Raw genomic sequence first — 19,438 nt, 5'->3', positions numbered from 1 at the left:
GCGTAGGCTGTTCGCGTGCGATGGTTCCGGCCGCGCACGTTGTCTGCTTGTGAACCAGTGAAGGAGCCCTGTGGCCGCCCCGACGCCTCGCAGTACCGAGCTCGACCCGACGTACAACGCCCGCAACCTGTTGGTCCTCGAAGGACTGGAGGCGGTCCGCAAGCGGCCGGGGATGTACATCGGCTCGACCGACAGCCGCGGCCTGATGCATTGCCTGTGGGAGATCATCGACAACGCCGTCGACGAGGCGCTGGCCGGTCACGGCGAGCGGATCGACGTCATCCTGCACCGCGACGGCTCGGTGGAGGTCCACGACAAGGCGCGCGGTATCCCGGTCGACATCGAGCCGAAGACCAAGCTCAGCGGTGTCGAAGTGGTCTTCACCAAACTGCACGCCGGCGGCAAGTTCGGCGGCGGCTCGTACAACGCCTCCGGTGGTCTGCACGGCGTCGGCGCCTCCGTCGTGAACGCGCTGTCCGCGCGGCTCGACGTCGAGGTCGACCGCGGTGGCGTGACCTGGACCACCTCGTTCCGGCGCGGTGTCGCCGGCGAGTTCGACACCGAGGGTGCGGACGCGAGCTTCACCCCGGCGGTCGGCCTGCGCAAGGCGGGCCGCGCGAAGAAGGGCATGACCGGCACCCGGATCCGCTACTGGGCGGATCGGCAGATCTTCACCAAGGACGCCGCCTTCAACTACGACGAGCTGGTCACCCGGGCGCGGCAGACGTCGTTCCTGGTGCCCGGCCTCGAGCTGGTCGTGCGCGACGAGCGCACCGACGAGCCGACCGTCGAGTCGTTCAAGCACGAGGGCGGGATCAGCGAGTTCTGCGAGTTCCTCGCGACCGACCAGAAGGTCACCGAGGTCGTCCGGCTGTCCGGAACCGGTCACTTCACCGAGACCGTGCCGATGCTCGACGACGCCGGCCACATGACGCCGACCGACGTCGAGCGCGATCTCGAGGTCGACATCGCGGTCCGCTGGGGTGACGGCTACGAGACCGAGCTGCGCTCGTTCGTGAACATCGTGGCGACGCCGAAGGGCGGCACCCACGTGGCCGGCTTCGAGCGCGCGCTGCCGAAGGTGTTCACCAGCGCGCTGACCGGCACCCGGCTGCTGAAGAGCGGCGAGGAGCTGATCAAGGACGACGTGCTCGAGGGCATGACGTCGGTGGTGACGGTCCGGCTGTCCGAGCCGCAGTTCGACGGCCAGACGAAGGAGGTGCTCGGAACTCCGGCCGCGTCGCGGATCGTCGCGAAGGTGGTGCAGACCGAGCTGGAGGCGTTCCTCGGCTCGACCAAGGGCGTTCTGAAGGCCCAGGCGCGCGCGGTGATGGAGAAGGTCGTCGCGGCCTCCCGGACTCGCGTGGCGGCCCGGCAACACCGGGAGCTGCAGCGCCGCAAGACGGCGCTGGAGTCGTCGGCGCTGCCGGCCAAGCTGGCCGACTGCCGCAGCAACGACGTCGACCGCTCCGAGCTGTTCATCGTCGAGGGTGATTCGGCGCTCGGTACGGCGAAGCTGGCCCGGAGCTCGGAGTTCCAGGCACTGCTGCCGATCCGGGGCAAGATCCTGAACGTGCAGAAGGCGTCCGTCGGCGACATGCTGAAGAACACCGAGTGCGCCTCGATCATCCAGGTGGTCGGCGCCGGCTCGGGCCGCACCTTCGATCTGGAGCAGGTGCGCTACGGCAAGATCATCTTCATGGCCGACGCCGACTCCGACGGCGCGCACATCCGCTGCCTGCTGGCGACGCTCTTCTTCCGGTACATGCGCCCCCTGGTCGACGCGGGCCGGGTCTACACCGCCGTACCGCCGCTGCACCGCTTCGAGTTGACGAACCCGAAGAAGGGGCAGGAGAAGTACATCTACACCTACAGCGACGCCGAGTACCAGCGGAAGTCGGCCGAGCTGATGAAGAAGGGCGTCAAGTGGAAAGAGCCCCCGCAGCGCTACAAGGGTCTCGGTGAGATGGACGCGGACCAGTTGGCGGAGACCACCGTCGACCCGCGCCACCGGACCCTGCGCCGGATGACCGTCGACGACGGCGAGGCCGCAGCAGGAGTCTTCGACCTCCTGATGGGCAACGACGTCGCCCCGCGCAAGGAGTTCATCGTCCAAGGCGCCTACGAGCTGGACGAGAGCCGCATCGACGCATGACGCCGCGGCTGGCCTGTTTCGATCTGGACAACACCTTGATCGATCGGGACGGCGCGTTCCTCGCGTGGGCTCAGTGGTGGGGCCGGCGTGAGGGACTCGGTGCGGATGGCGTCGAGTGGTTGCTCGCTCACGACCAAGGTGGGTTTCGGCCCCGGGCTGACTTGTTCGCCGGGGTCAAGGAGCGGTTCGGGCTCGCAGCCGACGTGACCACGATGGTCGACGCCTACGACCGCGAGCATCCGCCGTTCGTCTCGGTGGCGCGGGCGGTGGTGGCTGGGCTCGTGTCGCTTCGTACAGCGGGGTGGCGGGTCGCCGTGGTGACGAACGGTGGCGTCCTGCAGCAGTCGCTGAAGCTGGAGCGGACGGGAATCGGCGCGGTGGTGGACTACTGCTGCATCTCCGAGGCGGTCGGCGTTCGCAAACCTGACCCGCGGATCTTCAAGATCGCCGCTACCCAGACGGGCGCGACACTCATCGGTGGCTGGATGGTGGGGGACCACCCGGCGTACGACATCGCCGGTGGGATCGCCGCCGGGTTGTCGACCGTCCTCGTCGGCAACCACCACCCGACGGCCGCGACACCACGCCGCGCACCCACCCGCCACTTCGCATCGGTACTACAAGCCTTCCCAGCAATCCTCAACTCCTGACCCGTGGCTTTCACCGGCCCGCCTGGTACAGGATGACCGCCATGAGCTACCTACCGCCGCATGGTCGTGTGCTGACGCCGTATGTGTGTTGCCGTGATGCCGCCAAAGCGATCGACTGGTACGGCGAAGTGTTCGGTGCTCGTCCGACGGAGACGCCCTTCGTCGGTGCGGACGGGCGGATCGGGCATGCTGAGCTGGAGATCGACGGGACCGCCTTCATGCTGTCCGACGCCTATCCGGAGGCCGGCGTCGCAGCTCCGGCCGACGACGGCCTTCCGACGTACGCGATGAACCTGTATGTCCCGGACGTCGACGAGACGGTCGCGCTGGCGGAGAAGGCCGGGGCGACGATCGAGAAGCCCCTCGCCGACACCTTCTACGGAGCCCGCGCCGCGACCTTCCGTGACCCGTTCGGCGTCCGCTGGTCGGTCGCCACCCATCTGCGAGATGTCGGCGAAGCGGCCCTGGACGAAGCCAAGGCCGCCTTCAAAGGCGACTGAGCGCCGACAGCTGGGCTTAGCCCAGGGCGGTGCGCAGGACGGAGTGCGCGCCCTGGACGATCTGGTCGCGGTTGGCCTCGTACGTCGGGTCGGTGATCGCGGTCTTGTTGGCGACGTCGAACTGCAGGACCGGGACGTGCAGGTGGCCGGCCGGCATCGACAGGTCGCGGAGGAGGGTGTTGCGGTAGGCGACCTCGTTGCTGAGGTAGCCGCCGCCGGCGCCTTCGGACGCGATCGAGCCGGGCGTCGGCCCGTCAGGACGGCGTACCGGCAGGGTCTGGCCGGCGGGGATCTCGAGGACCGAGGTGTTCACGCGGGTGCGGAACTGGGCGGGAACAGTGGCGCCCGCCATCCGCGCCAGCGGCAGGCTGGACGTGATCCACTCCGGCCCGGCGGGCATGCTCGGTGAGACGACCGGCGCGTTGACGGTGCCGCCACCCCAGAGGTTGTTGTTGTCGCCGATCGAGCTGACCGAGCGACGGCGCCCGTTGAACGCCTCCAGGTCGAAGATCCCGACCCGGCCCTGGCTCACGGTCATCACCAGGTCAGCGTGCTGCGGGCCGCCCCGGTAGTGCGGCGCGAGCGCGTTCTCGACCATGCTCTCGTCGAAGTCGGTGTAGCGGACCGGGAAGACGACGGTCTGGATCTCGTACGTCTTGCCGTTCACCTTCCAGCGCTGACCGTCCAGGGTGAGCGCGTTGGCGCCCGACGGGTTGCCGATCCGGATGTCGGCGTCCAGCGTGAACGGGTCGAACCCGGTGACCAGGATCTTCTGTACGCCGGGGGAGTACCGCGTGCTCGTGATCCCGCGAGAGGAGTACTCGAGGCTGCGGATCAGCTCCGCGCGTTCCGCCGTACCGAGACCGAAGTGGGGGTGCCACTGGCGGAGCGCAAGGGCCATCGAGATGCGGGCCCAGTACAGGCCACGGTCGTCGGTGGACGGCAGAGCGGGGGCCGCCTGCGGGTGTTGCGCGCGGTAGGTGGCAGTGCGCCACAGCACCTCACCCTGGACCCGGACCAGAGCGCTGGCTGCTGCACGGTTCGGTACTGCGCAGAGCAGCTTGCCGAACAGGGCCACCTGGCGATCGAAACCGGACCGGGCCAGGATCTCGGCCGGCACCGACGGGCCGCCGGCGACGCCGTTGTCGAGACGCTGCTCCTCGACCGTCCCGGCGACACCGGCGTCGAAGCAGGTCGGCTTGGTGGACAGGTCTGGCAACGGTGAGGCAGTCGCCTGCGGGGTGGCCGTCAGGGCGGTGGCCAGCGCCAGTGCGCCGAGCAGGACGAAGCGTGGAAGAGAGCTTGGGCGGAGTCTCATACGCGATGTCTATCAGATCTCCGGCGTCAGACCGAGAGATTCGAACAGTCTGTCTATGGCGCTGTCCACAGCGTTAACCACAGCTGTGGGTAGCGCTGCCCTGACTGCCTGTGGATCAAACCAGCAACCCGTCACGCGTACTACGAACTGGACACTGGCAGGGCCATCGTCGGCTGACGCAGCATCAGCTGATCTGGGTCAGCAGCCCCGTGTCGACGTCGTACATGAAGCCGCCGACCAGGATGTCGTCGCCGATCAACGGGTGTTCGCGGACGGCCGCGACATCGTGGTGCAGCGCCTCGAGCTGATCGGGGATGACGTTGAGGGGCAGGTAACCGGCCGGTTTGCCGGCGGCCAGTTCGACCTTGGCGCGCATCTCGTCCTCGGTCATCGAGGCCATCGCGCAGCGGGTGTGCGGGACGATCATGATCCGCCGGACGCCGAGTAGCTGGACGCCGAGGATCAGGCCGGTCAGGGTCAGCTCGGTGACCCGGGCGCCGGCGCTGCGCAGTACCTTCGCGTCGCCCGGCTTGAGGCCGAGCAACTCCAGCGGCGGGATCCGCGAGTCCATACAGGTGACGAAGCCGATACCGGCGTGGGCGATCCCGTCGAAGCCGCTGTACTGGAAGTTCCGGCTGTAGTCGGCGTTGGCGGCGAGTAGGTCCTCGAACCCGGTGAACTGAGGATCAGCGGTCATCGCGGTGCTCCGGGGGTGACTTTTGCGGCACGCAGGATCGACATGGCGAAGGGTTCCTTTCCGCAGGACTCCGGGCGGGGTGGATCGGCGGACTCGCTGACCACCTCGACGGTCCACCGGCGGCCGTCGCGGTGCCCGACCGTCACGGTCTCCGGGTCCTCCGCCACGACGCTGAGGGCGTCGAGTCCGGCCTCGCCGATGAGGTTGCGGACGGTGATCTCGGCGAGCTGGCCGCGCTTGGTCCAGGTGGACCGGCCGCGCAGCTTCTCGAGGACGATCTCACCGCGGTCGGCCGCGGTGAGAATGGCTGCGGCCGTCTCCTCGTCGAGCTGGCCGTACATGATCCCTGCGGGCAGCAGAGTAGCGGTCGGCGCGAACCGGTGCCCGCCCAGGTGGTTCGCCTCCCACACCCGCCCGGGTGCCTGGGCGGCCAGTGCCTGGACGATCGGCCGGCCGAGGATGGCACAGCACTCGTCGCGCTTGCCGTTCGTACAGACCAGAAGTATCGCCTGGTTGACCGGGGCAAGCTCTGGCAGCGACCTGATGGCGGCTTCGCGATCGCCACGGCTGACTGCGTCGAGGTCCAGCGCGGTCAGCATCGCCGGGTCGGCGACACAGCCGCCCAGCAGCCACGTCCGGCCCGGGACGGTACTGGCGACGTACACCTGGTGTGATCGCGGTACTGCGTCGGCGTGCTTGCCGGGGGAGCGGATCAGCCCGAAGCGGAGGTCGGCCTTCTTCGCGTCGGCATCGATCTTGGCCCCGAACTCCGGATCGAGATGGCTCTGCGTGGGCGCCTTGTTCCCCCACGGGCCGGGCTGCTCGACGACGAGCCAGCCGGTGGCGACAACCGCCGTACCCGGCATCGGCTCCTGCAGTTCACGGCAGAAGGTCGAGCACAGGCCCGGTCTGCCGATCGCCTTGTTTGTTGCGCTCACAAGTATCACGGTACGCGAGCGAACACCCTGTCCCCATGACCGCCATCACCTGTGAACAAGGTCGCGCCCGGCGGGTTGCCGGCCGAGCAGCAGGACGGCCAGGACGGCCGCCGCGAAGGCGCAGAACGCCGCTCCGGCGAAGATCGTGTGAACTTGTGAAATGCCTGCGTCGCGAAGCGCGTCGATGAACGGCCGGCAGCGGGCCTCGCTCCCCGGGCAGAGCTCGTTCGGTGACGGGATGTCGTCGACGAGCGTGTAGTAGCGGCGCAGCCCGATCGCGGTCAGCGCGGAGACGCCGACGAGCATGCCGACCATCCGGGCGACCACGACGAGGGCGCTGACGAGCCCGTGGCTGTCCGGCCGGGTGGCGCCGAGGATCGCGGTGTTGACCGGCGACAGGGCGAGCCCGAAGCCGAAACCGCAGACGAGCAGCACGATGGTGGCCGGTGCGTGCTTGAGCGCGTCCTTGTCCCAGAGCGTCATCAGGACGAACATGGCGCCCGCTAGACCGAGCCCGGCGCCAGTGATGAGGCCCAGGCCGTAGCGGCGCGTCAGCCAGCCTCCGGCGACGGCACCGAGCGGCAGGGCGATCAGGAAGCGCACCAGCATGAGTGCAGCGGCAAGCTGGCCGCCGCCTTGGGTGGTACGGGCGAAGACGGGGACGTCGACGAGTGCTGCGATCAGGGCGGCTCCGACGAGGAAGCTGACCAGCAGCGATCCCCACGCCGGCTTGGCACCGAGCAGGCCGGGCGGGACGATCGCTTGCGCAGTACGGCGCTGCCAGAGAGCGAAGGCGATGGCGAAGACAGCAGCGCCGACCAGCAGCCAAGGCCCGGCTGGTGCCATCACCTCACGCTCGGGGTCAGCTGTCGCAAAGGCCAGTACTACGCCCGCCAAGGCCAAGGCGAGCAGGAGGGCGCCGAGCAGGTCGACCTTCTTCACCAGATCCGCAAGGCTCGCGCGGCTCTTGAAGAGGATCATCGCGAGCCAGAGCACCAGCAGCACGAGCGAGACGACACCGATCGGCGTCAGGAGCCGGGACTCGCCACTGAAGGGCACGAACGGCAGGCCGAGAGTGATGCCGCTGGCTAGTCGCTCTGGCGCCGTCAGGGTGAGTCCGAGCGCTATGCAGGCCAGCAACCCGACGGCGGCCGACAGTGGAGGTCGCTGCAGTCCGCGGAGGAGCAGGGCGAGGACGACGGCGACTGTGAGGTTCAGCCAGAAGATGTAGCGCCAGTCGGCGATCGCGAGCACGGCAGCGCCGAGTAGCGGGCCCAGGACAGAGCCGAGCTCCTGGACTGCTCCCACGATGCCTAGTGGGAGTCCTCGCCTGTCAGCGGGCCAGAGGTCGGCCACTAACGCAAGGGTTGCCGGGACGAGACCACCGCCGCCGACACCTTGCAGGAAGCGTCCGGTGACCACCAGCGAGAGGTCGTACGCGCTGGCGGTGATGAGCGAGCCCACTGCGAAGAGGAGCAGCGCACCGACCAGGACCGGCGTACGGCCGACGACGTCGGCGATGCGGCCGATCAGGGGGAGTACTGCGATGTAGCCGAGCAGGAACCCCGAGACGATCGGGGCGGCCCGCTGCAGCTGATCTGCGGACAGGCCGACCCCGGCCATCATGTCGGGTAGCGCGAGCACGACGACGTACGTGTCCGCCGCCGCGAAGGCGACCGCGACCGACGCCAGGGTCAGCCGCGCCCTGGGGCTCGCGCTCACGGCTTGGTGATCTCGACCTGTTCGCCGTACTTGTCGAACGTGATGTCGTAGCTGCTGGTGGCGCCGTCGTAGTACGGGCCGGTGATCGTTGCCGACACCAACTGCTTGGTGTCCTTGTCGATCTTGAAGCTGCTCGGGAAGCTCTGGTCGGCCGGCGCCTTCGGGAAGATGCCCTGCAGCGTCTTGCCCTCGACCGAGCCGGTGACCTCGGTCAGCACCTTCGAGCCGTCGCGCGTCTCGCCCTTGATCTTGGCGTCCTTCAACGTCGGCAGGACCGCCGTCAAACCCTTGGCCGGGTCGAGCAGGATCGCCGGGTCGGGTGCACCCAGGCCGGCCAGCTGCGAGGGCGGCAGTTCGAGGAACTTCGACGTGAACGGCAGCTTCGCGTAGACCTTGCTGCCGACCGCGACCACCTCGGCGTCGATCGGCGAACCGGCGGCCCGGACCGTCAGCTTGCCCTTGAACGCCGGGGCGTGGGTGGCGACGCCGTCACCGCTGGCGAGCACCTGACCGGAGCTCGGCAGGTCGCGGCCGGTGATCACGAGGTGCACGCTGGCGGCCTCGTCGATCGTCTTCTTGACCTCGGTCAACAGCGCCACCGGGTCGTCACCGGTCTTGGCTGCGGCGTCGTCCTTGTTGTTGTCGCTGCAACCGACCAGGGACGCCGACAGCGCCAGGGCCGCGCCGAACGCGACGAGTCTCTTCATGGGATCAGCCTGCCAGGTCTGCGGCGCATGCCGCGATGGGCTGAGCCACCGGTACGCCGGAACCATCGCGGCGGGGGTCCAGCGGGGGAAGATCGACCGGTACGCCTGTGCTGGCGCTGGCCTTGATCGGAGCCGCTCCGGCGAAGGCGAGCAGCAGCCCGTCCTCACCCTTGAGCAGCCGGTGACAGCGGACACCGCCGGTCGCCCGGCCCTTGGCCGGGTACTCACTGAAGGGCGTCACCTTGACCTGACCGACCTCGGTGCCCGGCAGCGCGGACGACGAGCCGGAGATGGTGACCAGGTGCGCCTCCTTGGAAGTGTCCACGGCGCCGAAGTAGACCACCTTCGCGCCGGCCGACAACCGGATGCCGGCCATACCGCCCGCGGTGCGGCCCTGCGGACGGACCGCGGAGGCGCTGTAGTGCAGCAGTTGCGCATCGTTGGCGACGAAGACGAGCTCTTCCTCGCCCGTGGTCAGCTCGACGGCACCGACGACCTCGTCGCCGTCGTTGAGCCGGATGATCTCCCACGAGTCGCGGTTGCTCAGGTGGTCCGGGGTGACCCGCTTGACGACGCCGGTCGCAGTACCGAGCGCGACGCCGATCGAATCCGGGTCCATCGTGGTGAGCGCCAGAGCCTTCTCGCCCGGCTCCAGCGAGATGAACTCGGCGACCGGCGCTCCGCCTTGCAGGTTCGGCGCGGAGGCGGTCGTCGGTACGGCGGGGAGGTCGAGCGACTCCAGCCGGATCAACCGGCCGGCGCTGGTGATGAGCCCGTACTGGCCGCGGGCCGTGCTCTTGATCGCCGAGATGATCGCGTCGTGCTTGGCGCGGTCCTCGCCTGCCCCGAACGGCTCGACGCCGTTGGTGCGGGCGAGCAGCCCGGTCGAACTCAACAGGACCCAGCACGGGTCGTCGGTGACCTCGAGCGGTACGGCGGCGGTCTTGGTCGCGCCGGACGACTCCAGCAGGACCGTCCGCCGCGGGGTGCCGTAGGTCTTCGCGACGTCGGCGAGCTCCTCGGAGACGGTCTTCTTCAGCAGCGTCTCGTCGTCGAGGATCGCGGACAGCTTCTCGATCTCGCGCTCGAGCTCGGCCTTCTCGGTCTCCAGCTCCAGCTTGGAGAACTTCGTCAGCCGGCGCAGCGGCATGTCCAGGATGTAGTTGGTCTGGACCTCGGACAGGTCGTAGATGTCCATCAACCGGGTCCGCGCGGCGGCCGCGTCGTCGCTGGACCGGATGATCTGGATGACCTCGTCGATGTCGAGGATCGCGACCAGTAGACCGTCGACGATGTGCAGCCGGTCCTGCGCCTTCTTCCGGCGGTACTCGGTGCGCCGGCGCGTCACGTCGTAGCGGTGCTTGAGGTAGACCTCGAGCAGTTCCTTCAGGCCGAGCGTGCGCGGCTGGCCGTCGACCAGGCAGACCGCGTTGATGGAGAACGAGTCCTCCAGCGGCGTCATCTTGTAGAGCTGCTCGAGCAGCGCCTCGGGGACGAAGCCGTTCTTGACCTCGATCACCAGCTGGGTGCCGTGGGTCCGGTCGGTCAGGTCCTTGACGTCGGCGATGCCCTGCAGCTTCTTGGCCTGGACCAGCGTCTTGATCTTCTCGATCACCTTCTCCGGGCCGACCGTGTAGGGCAGCTCGGTGACGACGATGCCCTTGCGTCGCGGGGTGACGTTCTCGATCCGGGCGGTGGCGCGCATCTTGAAGCTGCCACGGCCGGCCAGGTAGGCGTCCCTGATGCCTTCCAGGCCGACGATCTTGCCGCCGGTCGGCAGGTCCGGGCCGGGGATGAAGCGCATCAGGTCGTCGACGTCGGCGCCCGGCGACTTGATCAGGTGCCGCAGCGCCTGGATCACCTCGACCAGGTTGTGCGGGGCCATGTTGGTGGCCATCCCGACGGCGATCCCGGCGGCGCCGTTCACCAGCAGGTTCGGGAAGGCGGCCGGAAGTACCGACGGCTCTTCTTCCCGGCCGTCGTAGTTCGCCTTGTAGTCGACGACGTCCTCGTCCAGGCCGTTCGTCATCGCGACCGCGGACGGCGCCATCCGGCATTCCGTGTTGTGGTTGACGAAACCACCGGCTACGAAGGAGTGGTCATCGCTGTCGACCCGGATCGAGTACACCGTCTCCGGTGCGCAGTCCTCGACCTCTGCGACCTCAACGAAGCGGTAGCCCGAGTCCATGATCGGAGCGACCACCGCCAGGACCTCGGGATCCTTGAACTTGGTGACCAGCAGGCTTCGGTCCGTCTGCCAGCGCTCGAACCGATCGAAGTTGTGGTTGAGCAGCCAACTCTTGCCCGTGCCCCGCCCGGGCCCGAGCGATTCGCGCACGAAGTCCGTGACGTAGGGCGCGTAATCCTTGGTGAGGCGGTGAGTGTACCGATGGTTCCAGCGCAGCAGGTCCCGCAGCTTGCGGCGCTTGGCGGTGAGGAATCCGACCCGCTCGGCGAAGGCGTGAATGTTGTGCCGGCCCGAGATCACCAGGCGATATTCACCGCGGGTGTAGCGGGTGAGGTTGCTGTGAACGCCGAACTCGAGAAGTAGTTCCTGTAGCTCGGCCGCCAGGACCTGGCTATGAGTGGAGTACTGGACAGTGGTTGAAGAGTCGTTGGCCCGTCGGACTCCACCGTCGCCTTCATACAGGGCCATGATGAACGCCCGCTTCAGGCCGACTGATCCACGCCAGACAGTTTCGGGGATGCGCTTCTCGGCCGCCTTCAGACCGATCAGCTCGGCAAGCGGACTCTCGCGGAGTTCGGTGAGATTCTGGATATCCAGTTCGTGGATAGTCCGCTTGGCGCGACGGGTCTTCCTGGAGTACACGTACCGCCGGCCGCCGACAATTGCGTCGTACGCGGCCAGAACATACCGGAAGTACTCCTCGTCCGTGTTGTTGAAACCTGCTCGTTCAGCGGATGTGAAGCCCTCCGAGACCCAACCGCCGAGCAGAGTGCCAAGCATCATCTCGTGAGCCATCGGAATATCGGTAGTCCACGCGTTGCGGGCGAGGCAGACCACCGTCCCCGGTGTGATCTCGTCCAGTCGGAGCCACTGGAACATCGGCACACCCGCCACCGGAACCAGGCACAGCACCGGGTGGTTGTGACTACCGCGCAGCGCGTGTCCGCTCTTGGTGACCAGCTTCTTGACGGGGTGGACCCCCGAGTTGAAGAACTTGGTTGCGCGAACTGGCTTGCCGTCCTTGTCCAGGACTTCCAGATCGATATCAGCTTCGGAGTTGTCCGGTAGATCGACCAGTTCCCCGATCCGGACCGATGCGCCGTCAGCCAGCCGGAGTCGGGTGTCACCGGTCAGGCAGTAACGCATCGCCGCCGGACCATCGTCCAGAGAGCCGAAGTTTCCGTGGCCGTCGATCAGCGGCAGCCGCATCGACCAGGGCTGGGCGGTCCGGACCAGCGCGTCGTAGATCGCGCCGTCGCCGTGTGGGTGGTACTTACCCATCACTTCACCGACGACGCGGGCGCTCTTCACGTGCCCGCGGTCGGGGCGGATGTTGTTCTCCGCCATCGAGAACAGGATCCGGCGCTGGACCGGTTTGAGGCCGTCCCGGGCATCCGGCAGGGCCCGGGAGTAGATCACCGAGTAGGCGTACTCCAGGAAGCTGCTGCGCATCTCGTCGGAGACGTCGACATCGAGGATGTGCTCCTCGAAGTCCTCTGGTTCGGCGGTGCTGCTGGTACGGCGTGCCATGCGGGTCTGCGTGCTCCTCGGTGAGACAGCAACTCCGTCGAGCTGCTTGGCGGCTGGGGCCCATTGTCACTGCAGGGGCCACCGGAACCCAGCACCGACCCGGGTGTCCGGCCGATTTGCCCTCCCGACGTACGCCGTACGGGGGGAGCCGCCGACGCGATGGCCGTCGATTAGACCACCTTCGAACTGTTTGGACCGAAGCCTCCCGAGATGAGCTACTTCCGCCGTTGGGGTGGGCCTGCCGGCTCGTGCCAAGGGGAGAGTGGGGCGCGCTGAGCGCTGCCACCAGCGGACTGGGGAGGACGCGGATGCGTTCGTCATGGCTGTTCGGAAGCCGATGGGCACGGAGCCGATGGGCAAAGGGGTTCGCCGGATCGATCGTGATCTCACTGGCGGCGGCGACGCTGCCAGTGGGACTGACCGCCGGTACGCTGCCGGCCGCCGCGACCGTGATGCCGCCGGCTGCCAAGCCGCCGGCGCCGAAGGTCTCGGTCGCGCCGGACGTGACCAAGGCCCGGGCTGCCGCCGCGCGGCAGGGCACCCGGGTGGAGGTCACTGCTCTGCGCGGGGAGGCGCAGACGGTCTTCGCCGAGCCGACCGGCGAGATGAACCTCGAGCTCACCGCCGTGCCGGTCCGCGCCAAGAAGGGCGATGGCTGGGCCGCGCTCGACACCACCCTGGTCCGCCGCTCCGACGGCGGCTGGGCGCCGCGAACGGCGACGGTCGATCTCGCCTTCAGCGGTGGTGGATCCAAGACCCCCATGGTCAGCTACGGCAAGGACGGCAAGCGTCTCGCGCTGACCTGGCCCGGTGTGCTGCCGACGCCTGTGGTCGTCGGCAGCACCGCGACGTACGCCGAGGTCCTGCCGGGCACCGACCTGGTGCTGAAGGCCGGGGGCTCCGGCTACACCCAGCACCTGGTCGTCAAGACGGCCGCGGCGGCGAAGAACCCCGCCCTGACCAAGATCCGGCTCGGGCTGACCACCAAGGGGCTGCAGCTCCGGGTGACGGCCTCCGGTGCGTTGGAGGCCCATGACACCAAGGGCGCGTTGGTCTTCGCCGCGCCGCCCTCGGCGATGTGGGATGCCGCCAACGGCACCGGGGTGGCCGGGATCGAGCTGGCCGCGACCTCGCTGACGCTGGTCCCGGACCAGGCGCTGCTGCGTGGCCCGAAGACGGTCTACCCGGTGACGATCGACCCAAACTGGAACACCTACGAGAAGACCTTCTGGACCTCCGTGGTCTCCGGCCACCCGAACCAGACGTACCCGAACACCAGCGCGGGCGGCGACACGATCGCCCAGGTCGGGCTCTGCAACTTCACCGGTTGCAACGGCATCGGCACGGCTCGCTCGTACTTCCAGTTCGACACCGGCGCGTGGGGACTGCTGGCCGGCAAGCGGCTGATGGGCGCCTGGCTGGACACCGCGGTGACCCACAGCCCGAACTGCACCGACCGCGAGCAGCGGCTCTTCCGCAGCGGCCCGGTCGACGGCGGCACCACCTGGAACAACATGCCGCAGGGCGGGCAGATCGCCACCGCCGTCGCGCCTCGTGCCAACGACGCCGGGAACTGCGGTGGCTGGAAGCAGTTCTCGTTCGGAGTGCCCGTCGACCAGATCAACACCGGTGGCATCTCGACGTACTACATCGTGGCCGGCAGCGAGTCGGACGCCGCGTACTGGCGCAAGTACGACCCGGCCGCGACGAAGCTGCGAGTCCGTTTCAACTCGGCGCCCGTCACTCCGCAGTGGCTGGCGACCGACCCGGGCCTGCCGGCGCCGTGCAAGTGGTGCAACGGCACGCCGTTCTTCAGCGGCAACACGATCCGGTTACAGGCGACCTTGGCGGATCCCGACAACAACAGCGTGCTCCCGCAGTGGGACATCTACACGAATGGAGCGGTGGAGAACCGGTACGGCGGGCTGCAGGCCTCCGGCGCGCGGCATGACACCACTGTCACGTTGTCCGACGGCGCGTCGATGGACTGGTACGTCCGCGGCTGGGACACCGATGAGGACACCGGCAACTGGCTTGACGCCAGTCCGTTCCTGCGAGGCCCTGGGCCGTTCGTAGTCGACAAGACCGCGCCGAGCTCGGCGCCCAAGGTCACCGGCTCGCTTTACCAGGAGGACAACCGGTGGCACGGCGGCATCGGTGTCCCCGGCAAGTTCACCTTCGAGCGGACGGCGCTGCCGTTGCCCGACTCCGGCACGGCGGACGTCGACCACTACCTGTGGGGCACCGTCAACCCGCCCAACACTCCGGTGGATGCCTCGGCGCTCGGTGGTACGGCGAGTGTCGAGTTCACGCCGACCGTCGACGGGCCGCAGGACCTGTTCGTGCAGAGCGTCGACCGGGCTGGCAACAAGAGCCCGGTCCGGACTGTCCACTTCTACGTGCGGGCGGGTAACGGCGCGCTGACCCGCTACCCGTTCGACGGTAGCGCCCAGGACGAGGCATTCCTCGGGGATCGCGACGGGACGCTGCAGAGCAGCCCGACGTACGGAACCGGAGCGATCGGCAGCGCGCTGCAGCTCGACGGGCAGGATGACCACTTCACCGCACCGAGCGGCGCGCGGACCGACAACAGCTTCACGGTCTCCGCGTGGGTGAAGCCGGACGGTGGGGCCAACCAGCGGATGGCCATCGCCTCGCAGCAGGGCAACCGGAGCAGTGGCTTCTTGCTCAACTATCGCGGCGACACGAAGAAGACGACCTTCTCGCTGGCCGGCTCGGACAAGGACGATCCGGCCGTTCACCTGGCCGAAGGCCCTGCGTTGCAGAGCGGCGCGTGGACCAACGTGACCGGCGTCTACGACCGGTCGGCCAACCGCATCCGGCTGTACGTGAACGGCGCCAAGGTCGCTGACACCCAACTGCCCGCGAACTTCGTCCCTTGGCAGGCCGCGGGCCCGCTCACAGTCGGCCGGGAGAAGTGGAACGGCGTCCTCGCGAATCCATGGAAGGGCGCGATCGACGAGGTCCAGGTGTACGACCGGGTGCTCACCGACGCCGAGGTACGGGCCGGGGTCGGCCGTGACAACGTCCGCACCGGTCAGTGGAAGTTCGACGAGCTGAGCGGCACGACCGCGCGCAACGACCTGGACGGCGGCGCCGACCTCGTCCTCACCGGCAATGCGAGACTGACCGGCGCCTCGGGTGGAGCGATCGGCGGCGGGTTGTCGCTGCCCAACGGCGACGCGCGCGACTACGCCTCCGGCGGCCCCGTCGTACGGACCGATCAGAGCTACACGGTCGGCGCATGGGTCAACCTGAGCAATCTGCCGTCGGACGGTAATACCCGTACTGCGCTGTCGGCCGAGGGCGGCGTCAACAGCGCGTTCCTGCTGGGCTACCGGGCTGCCGAGGGTGGCAAGTGGGAGCTGCACGTGCCTTCCACGGACACCTTGAACCCGCGGCCCGGCGACAGTGCCGTGCGGTCCGACGTGGCCGCTCAACTGAACACGTGGACCCACCTGGCCGGTGTGTATGACGCCCAGGCACATCAGCTCAGGCTGTACGTGAACGGAAAGCTGGCCGGTACGACGGCGCAGAACGCGGGCTTCGACGCGACCGGCCCGCTGACCGTCGGCCGCGGCAAGTGGGACGGCATCCAGACCAATCCCTGGCAGGGTGTGATCGACGACGTCCGGGCCTACAACCGCGAACTGTCCGGCGCCGAGCTCGAAGGCATAGTTGCCCGGAGCAACATCACGGCGGGGTCCTGGAAGCTGGACGGCAACGCGGCCGACTCGTCCGGCCGCACACCGGCCCTGAACGGCACGCTGAACGGCCCGCTGGACTGGACCGGCGGCCAGACGAACGTCCCGGCTGCGACCGACCTCGCGCTGCACCTGGCCGGCAACGGCTCGCACGTCGCCGCGCCGGCCGCGGTGCCGGACCTGCGCAAGAGCTTCTCGGTCGCAGCCTGGGCCAAGCTCGACGTCGATGCGAAGCAGGCAGCGGTGGTCTCCCAGGACGCCAGCCGGATCAGCTCGTTCGACCTGCACGTCTCCTGGGACAAGCGCTGGGTGATCGCGGTCCGAAGCTGCGACGCGACCGGCTTCTGCCCGGAGACCAGAGCCGTCGGCCCAGCGCCGCAGGTAGGCGTCTGGACTCACCTGGCCGCCGTCTACGACGCGTCCGCTGGGCGGCTGTCCCTGTACGTCAACGGCGTCGTCGCCGCAACGCAGGCCTACACCTACACCTCTGAGCAGCCGAGTACGACGCTGCGGATCGGCCGCGCGACCTCGACGGCAGGGGAGGCGGTCGATCTGTTCCCCGGAGCCATCGATGACGTCTCCGTGTACAGCCGGGTGCTGTTCGCCGACGAGATCCGCGCGTTGGCCGGGCGCGACTTGTCGCTGGCGCACAACTGGCGGCTGGACGAACCGAGCGGGCCGACCGCGGCGGATGCCGTCGGCGCCCGGACCGGCGCCGTGACCGGACCCACCCGGGTGCCGGGCCGGCTCGGCAACGCGCTGTCGTTCAACGGGACGAACGACGTCGTCTCCACGTCCGGGATCGACGTGGACACCGCGAAGAGTTTCACTGTCGCGTCCTGGGTCAAGCTGCGCGAGCTGTGCGACCCGGGAGCCGAGTTCGCCTGCCGGACCACGGCCGTCAGCCTCGATGGCGGTGAGACCAGCAAGTTCCGGCTCGGGCACGTCCGCGACGTCGACAACAACCAGTTCGGCGCCTGGACGTTCGAGCTGCCCGAGGCCGACGGGACGGTGACGAAAGCGTCCGTATCCGCGATGGAATCGGACGTGAACCAGTGGGTGCACCTGGTCGGCGTATACGACGCGCAGGCGCACCAGCTGTGGCTGTACGTCAATGCCACCCGGCAGGACGACGGCACGCTGCAGACGCCTTGGGCGGCCTCCGGCGGGCTCCAGCTCGGCCGGGGGAGAGCAGCGAACGCGCCGGCGGAGTACTGGCCGGGTTCGATCGACGACGTCCGGCTCTACACCGGCGCATTGGACAAGTCGCGGATCGAGAGCCTGGTCGCGTCGTACCCGGGTCAGGGGGGTGGCACCCCGGCGCTGCCGACCGATCCGGCGGCGTACTGGAAATTCGACGAGAACACCGGCACCACGGGTGCCGATGCCTCCGGCAACGGCCGGACCGCGACGATGAAGGGCGGCAGCAGCTGGATCGGCGGCCGCACCGGACCAGGCGCCTGGTTCGACGGGGCCAGTGGGTACGCCGAGACGGCGGCTCCCGTGGTCGACACGAGCAAGAGCTTCTCGGCGGCGGCCTGGGTGTACCTGAGCCAGGCTGGTCAGGGCAACAAGACTGTGCTCGCGCAGGACGGTAACCGGGTCAGCAGCTTCCTGCTGCAGTACAACAGCCAGGCTGATCGGTGGGCGGTCCTCGTGCCGTCCGCGGACCAGGACAACCCGACCGGCAACGTGCTGCTCACGTCGGCGCTGCCGGCCAGGAGCAACCTGTGGACCCATCTGGCAGTGGTCTACGACGCTGCGCCCGGATCCAAGCAGCTCAAGCTCTACGTCAACGGGGTGCTGTCAGCCGCACAGGTCGGGGTGAACCCGGTGAAGGCGACCGGCCCGACCACGATCGGCAGGGCCAAGTGGAACGGCGGCCCGACCGAGTACTTCCCGAGGGGTGTCGACGACCTGCGGATGTTCGGCCGGGCGCTGTCCGACGGCGAGGTGCGCAAGGTGCACGACGACACGGACTCCCCGAACTTCGGCTTCTGGCGGTTCGACGACGACTCGGTCCGCGACTCGTCCTGGCGCAACAACGCGGGCACGGTCAGCGGCGCCGTGTCGTACCCGGCCAGTTCGATCGCCGGTAAGGCGTTGCAGCTCGACGGCGCCTCTGCCGTGACGTCGCAGTTCTGGGGCGCTCAGCCGCAGGACAGCTTCACCGTCGCCGCCTGGGCCAAGCTCGGCCGCACCGACAAGGTGGCGACCGTGTTCGGCCAGGACGGCGACCGGATGAGCGGGTTCGTCGTGCAGTACCGCCCGAGCCTCGGCAAGTGGGTGTTCGGGACGCCGGGGAGTGACCAGGACGGGGCGATGTCGCGCTACGCGGTGTCGGCCCAGCCGGCGGTCGCCAACCAGTGGACCCATCTGGCCGCGGTGCACGACTTCGCCGCTCGCCAGTTGAGGCTCTATCTGAACGGTGTGCTGTCGGGGACCCTGAACGACGCGGTGCTGCCGCAGAGCTGGGGGTCGATCAGCATCGGCCGGGCCAAGGTCAACGGCGCCGCTGCTGACTTCTTCACCGGTCAGATCGACGAGGTGCGCACCGACCAGGGCATGGTCGCCGAAAGCGAACTCGCTCTGCGGGCGGGCTACCCGAAGGCAGCTCCCGCGCAGCTGGGTCGCTTCCTCAACGACGCGACCGGCGAGCGGTACACCGCCAACACCACCGATGCCGTACGACCCGGCTACCGCTACGAGCGTTCGCTGGGCGCACCGGTGGCGGCGGGGCAGAACACCAAGCAGATCGGCGAGGGTGTCCTGGTCTACAGCGTCCGCCCGACCAACCTGCCGGTCCAGCCGCTGTACAGCTGCCGCCAGGGCACAGCCACCTTCGACTCACTGGATCAGGCCTGTGAAGGCGGGACCCAGCTCGAGGTCGCGGGCTATGCGCCGGCCTACGCGCGGCTGGCCCGCTACTACAGCCCGACCGCCTTCGATCACACGTCGACGCCGGACAACGCTCCGGCGGGCTATCGGATCGAGGGTGTCCAGGGCTGGCTGACGAAGGTGACCGGTACGCCGGGCACCCAACAGTTGCTGGCTTGCCGCGATGGCATCGACAACTTCGTGTCGAACCAGGCCGACTGCGAGGCCAAGACCGTGGTCGGCCCGCTCGGCAGCAGTTGGACCCAGGCGCCCGCAGGCCTGACCAGTGCGCCGATCTACCGCTGTGCGATCAACGGCCAGCGCTTCGTCTCGCTCTCGGCCACCTGCGAGGGGCAGACGGTCGAACGCGCCCTCGGCTACACCCTGACCTCCCTGCCCGCCGTCACTCCGACGTTCGCCTGAAGCCCGGA

Annotated in this window: 10 protein-coding genes; 4 read left to right on the top strand and 6 right to left on the bottom strand. The window is 68.6% G+C overall.

Annotated features, from left to right (window positions below):
* The first annotated feature begins 70 nt into the window (after positions 1 to 70).
* The 3 genes from G3I17_RS13175 to G3I17_RS13165 are packed head-to-tail and all read left to right on the top strand — an operon-like array spanning position 71 to position 3,305.
* The gene (locus G3I17_RS13175; protein WP_164596273.1) at positions 71 to 2,155 is read left to right on the top strand and encodes a DNA topoisomerase IV subunit B; all 2,085 of its coding nucleotides are present in this window, start codon (positions 71 to 73) and stop codon (positions 2,153 to 2,155) included.
* The gene (locus G3I17_RS13170; protein ID WP_164596272.1) at positions 2,152 to 2,805 is read left to right on the top strand and encodes an HAD family hydrolase; all 654 of its coding nucleotides are present in this window, start codon (positions 2,152 to 2,154) and stop codon (positions 2,803 to 2,805) included. The genes G3I17_RS13175 and G3I17_RS13170 overlap by 4 nt, the downstream gene beginning before the upstream one ends.
* A gap of 41 nt (positions 2,806 to 2,846) precedes the next feature.
* Positions 2,847 to 3,305, top strand: a complete 459-nt coding sequence (locus G3I17_RS13165) for a VOC family protein (RefSeq protein ID WP_203590114.1) — start codon at positions 2,847 to 2,849, stop codon at positions 3,303 to 3,305.
* A gap of 16 nt (positions 3,306 to 3,321) precedes the next feature.
* On the opposite strand, the gene G3I17_RS13160 is transcribed toward G3I17_RS13165, so the two are convergent.
* The 6 genes from G3I17_RS13160 to G3I17_RS13135 all read right to left on the bottom strand — a co-directional run bounded on the left by G3I17_RS13160 (position 3,322) and on the right by G3I17_RS13135 (position 12,405).
* Positions 3,322 to 4,623 (bottom strand): hypothetical protein, encoded by a 1,302-nt coding sequence (locus G3I17_RS13160; RefSeq protein ID WP_164596270.1) that lies wholly within the window; start codon positions 4,621 to 4,623, stop codon positions 3,322 to 3,324.
* Between the two features lie 184 nt (positions 4,624 to 4,807).
* On the bottom strand, positions 4,808 to 5,320 hold the full coding sequence (locus tag G3I17_RS13155; protein ID WP_164596269.1) for a carbonic anhydrase: 513 nt from the start codon (positions 5,318 to 5,320) through the stop codon (positions 4,808 to 4,810).
* Positions 5,317 to 6,258 carry a sucrase ferredoxin gene (locus G3I17_RS42080; RefSeq protein ID WP_203590113.1) on the bottom strand — a complete coding sequence of 314 codons (942 nt, stop codon included), beginning with the start codon at positions 6,256 to 6,258 and terminating at the stop codon, positions 5,317 to 5,319. The genes G3I17_RS13155 and G3I17_RS42080 overlap by 4 nt, the downstream gene beginning before the upstream one ends.
* A 45-nt stretch (positions 6,259 to 6,303) precedes the next feature.
* Entirely contained in the window at positions 6,304 to 7,980 is a 1,677-nt protein-coding gene (locus G3I17_RS13145) for an MFS transporter (protein ID WP_164596268.1), read from the bottom strand.
* Positions 7,977 to 8,687, bottom strand: coding sequence for an LppX_LprAFG lipoprotein (locus tag G3I17_RS13140; protein WP_203590112.1), 711 nt, complete (start codon positions 8,685 to 8,687; stop codon positions 7,977 to 7,979). The genes G3I17_RS13145 and G3I17_RS13140 overlap by 4 nt, the downstream gene beginning before the upstream one ends.
* 4 nt (positions 8,688 to 8,691) lie before the next feature.
* On the bottom strand, positions 8,692 to 12,405 hold the full coding sequence (locus G3I17_RS13135) for a DNA gyrase subunit A (protein ID WP_164596266.1): 3,714 nt from the start codon (positions 12,403 to 12,405) through the stop codon (positions 8,692 to 8,694).
* 380 nt (positions 12,406 to 12,785) lie between these two features.
* On the opposite strand from G3I17_RS13135, the gene G3I17_RS13130 reads away from it, so the two are divergent.
* Positions 12,786 to 19,430, top strand: coding sequence for a LamG domain-containing protein (locus G3I17_RS13130; protein WP_164596265.1), 6,645 nt, complete (start codon positions 12,786 to 12,788; stop codon positions 19,428 to 19,430).
* The last annotated feature ends 8 nt before the right edge of the window (positions 19,431 to 19,438 follow it).

The sequence above is a fragment of the Streptomyces sp. SID13031 genome (genome assembly GCF_010548305.1).
GTDB lineage: Bacteria > Actinomycetota > Actinomycetes > Propionibacteriales > Kribbellaceae > Kribbella.
This window is presented reverse-complemented; position numbering and strand designations above follow the sequence as displayed.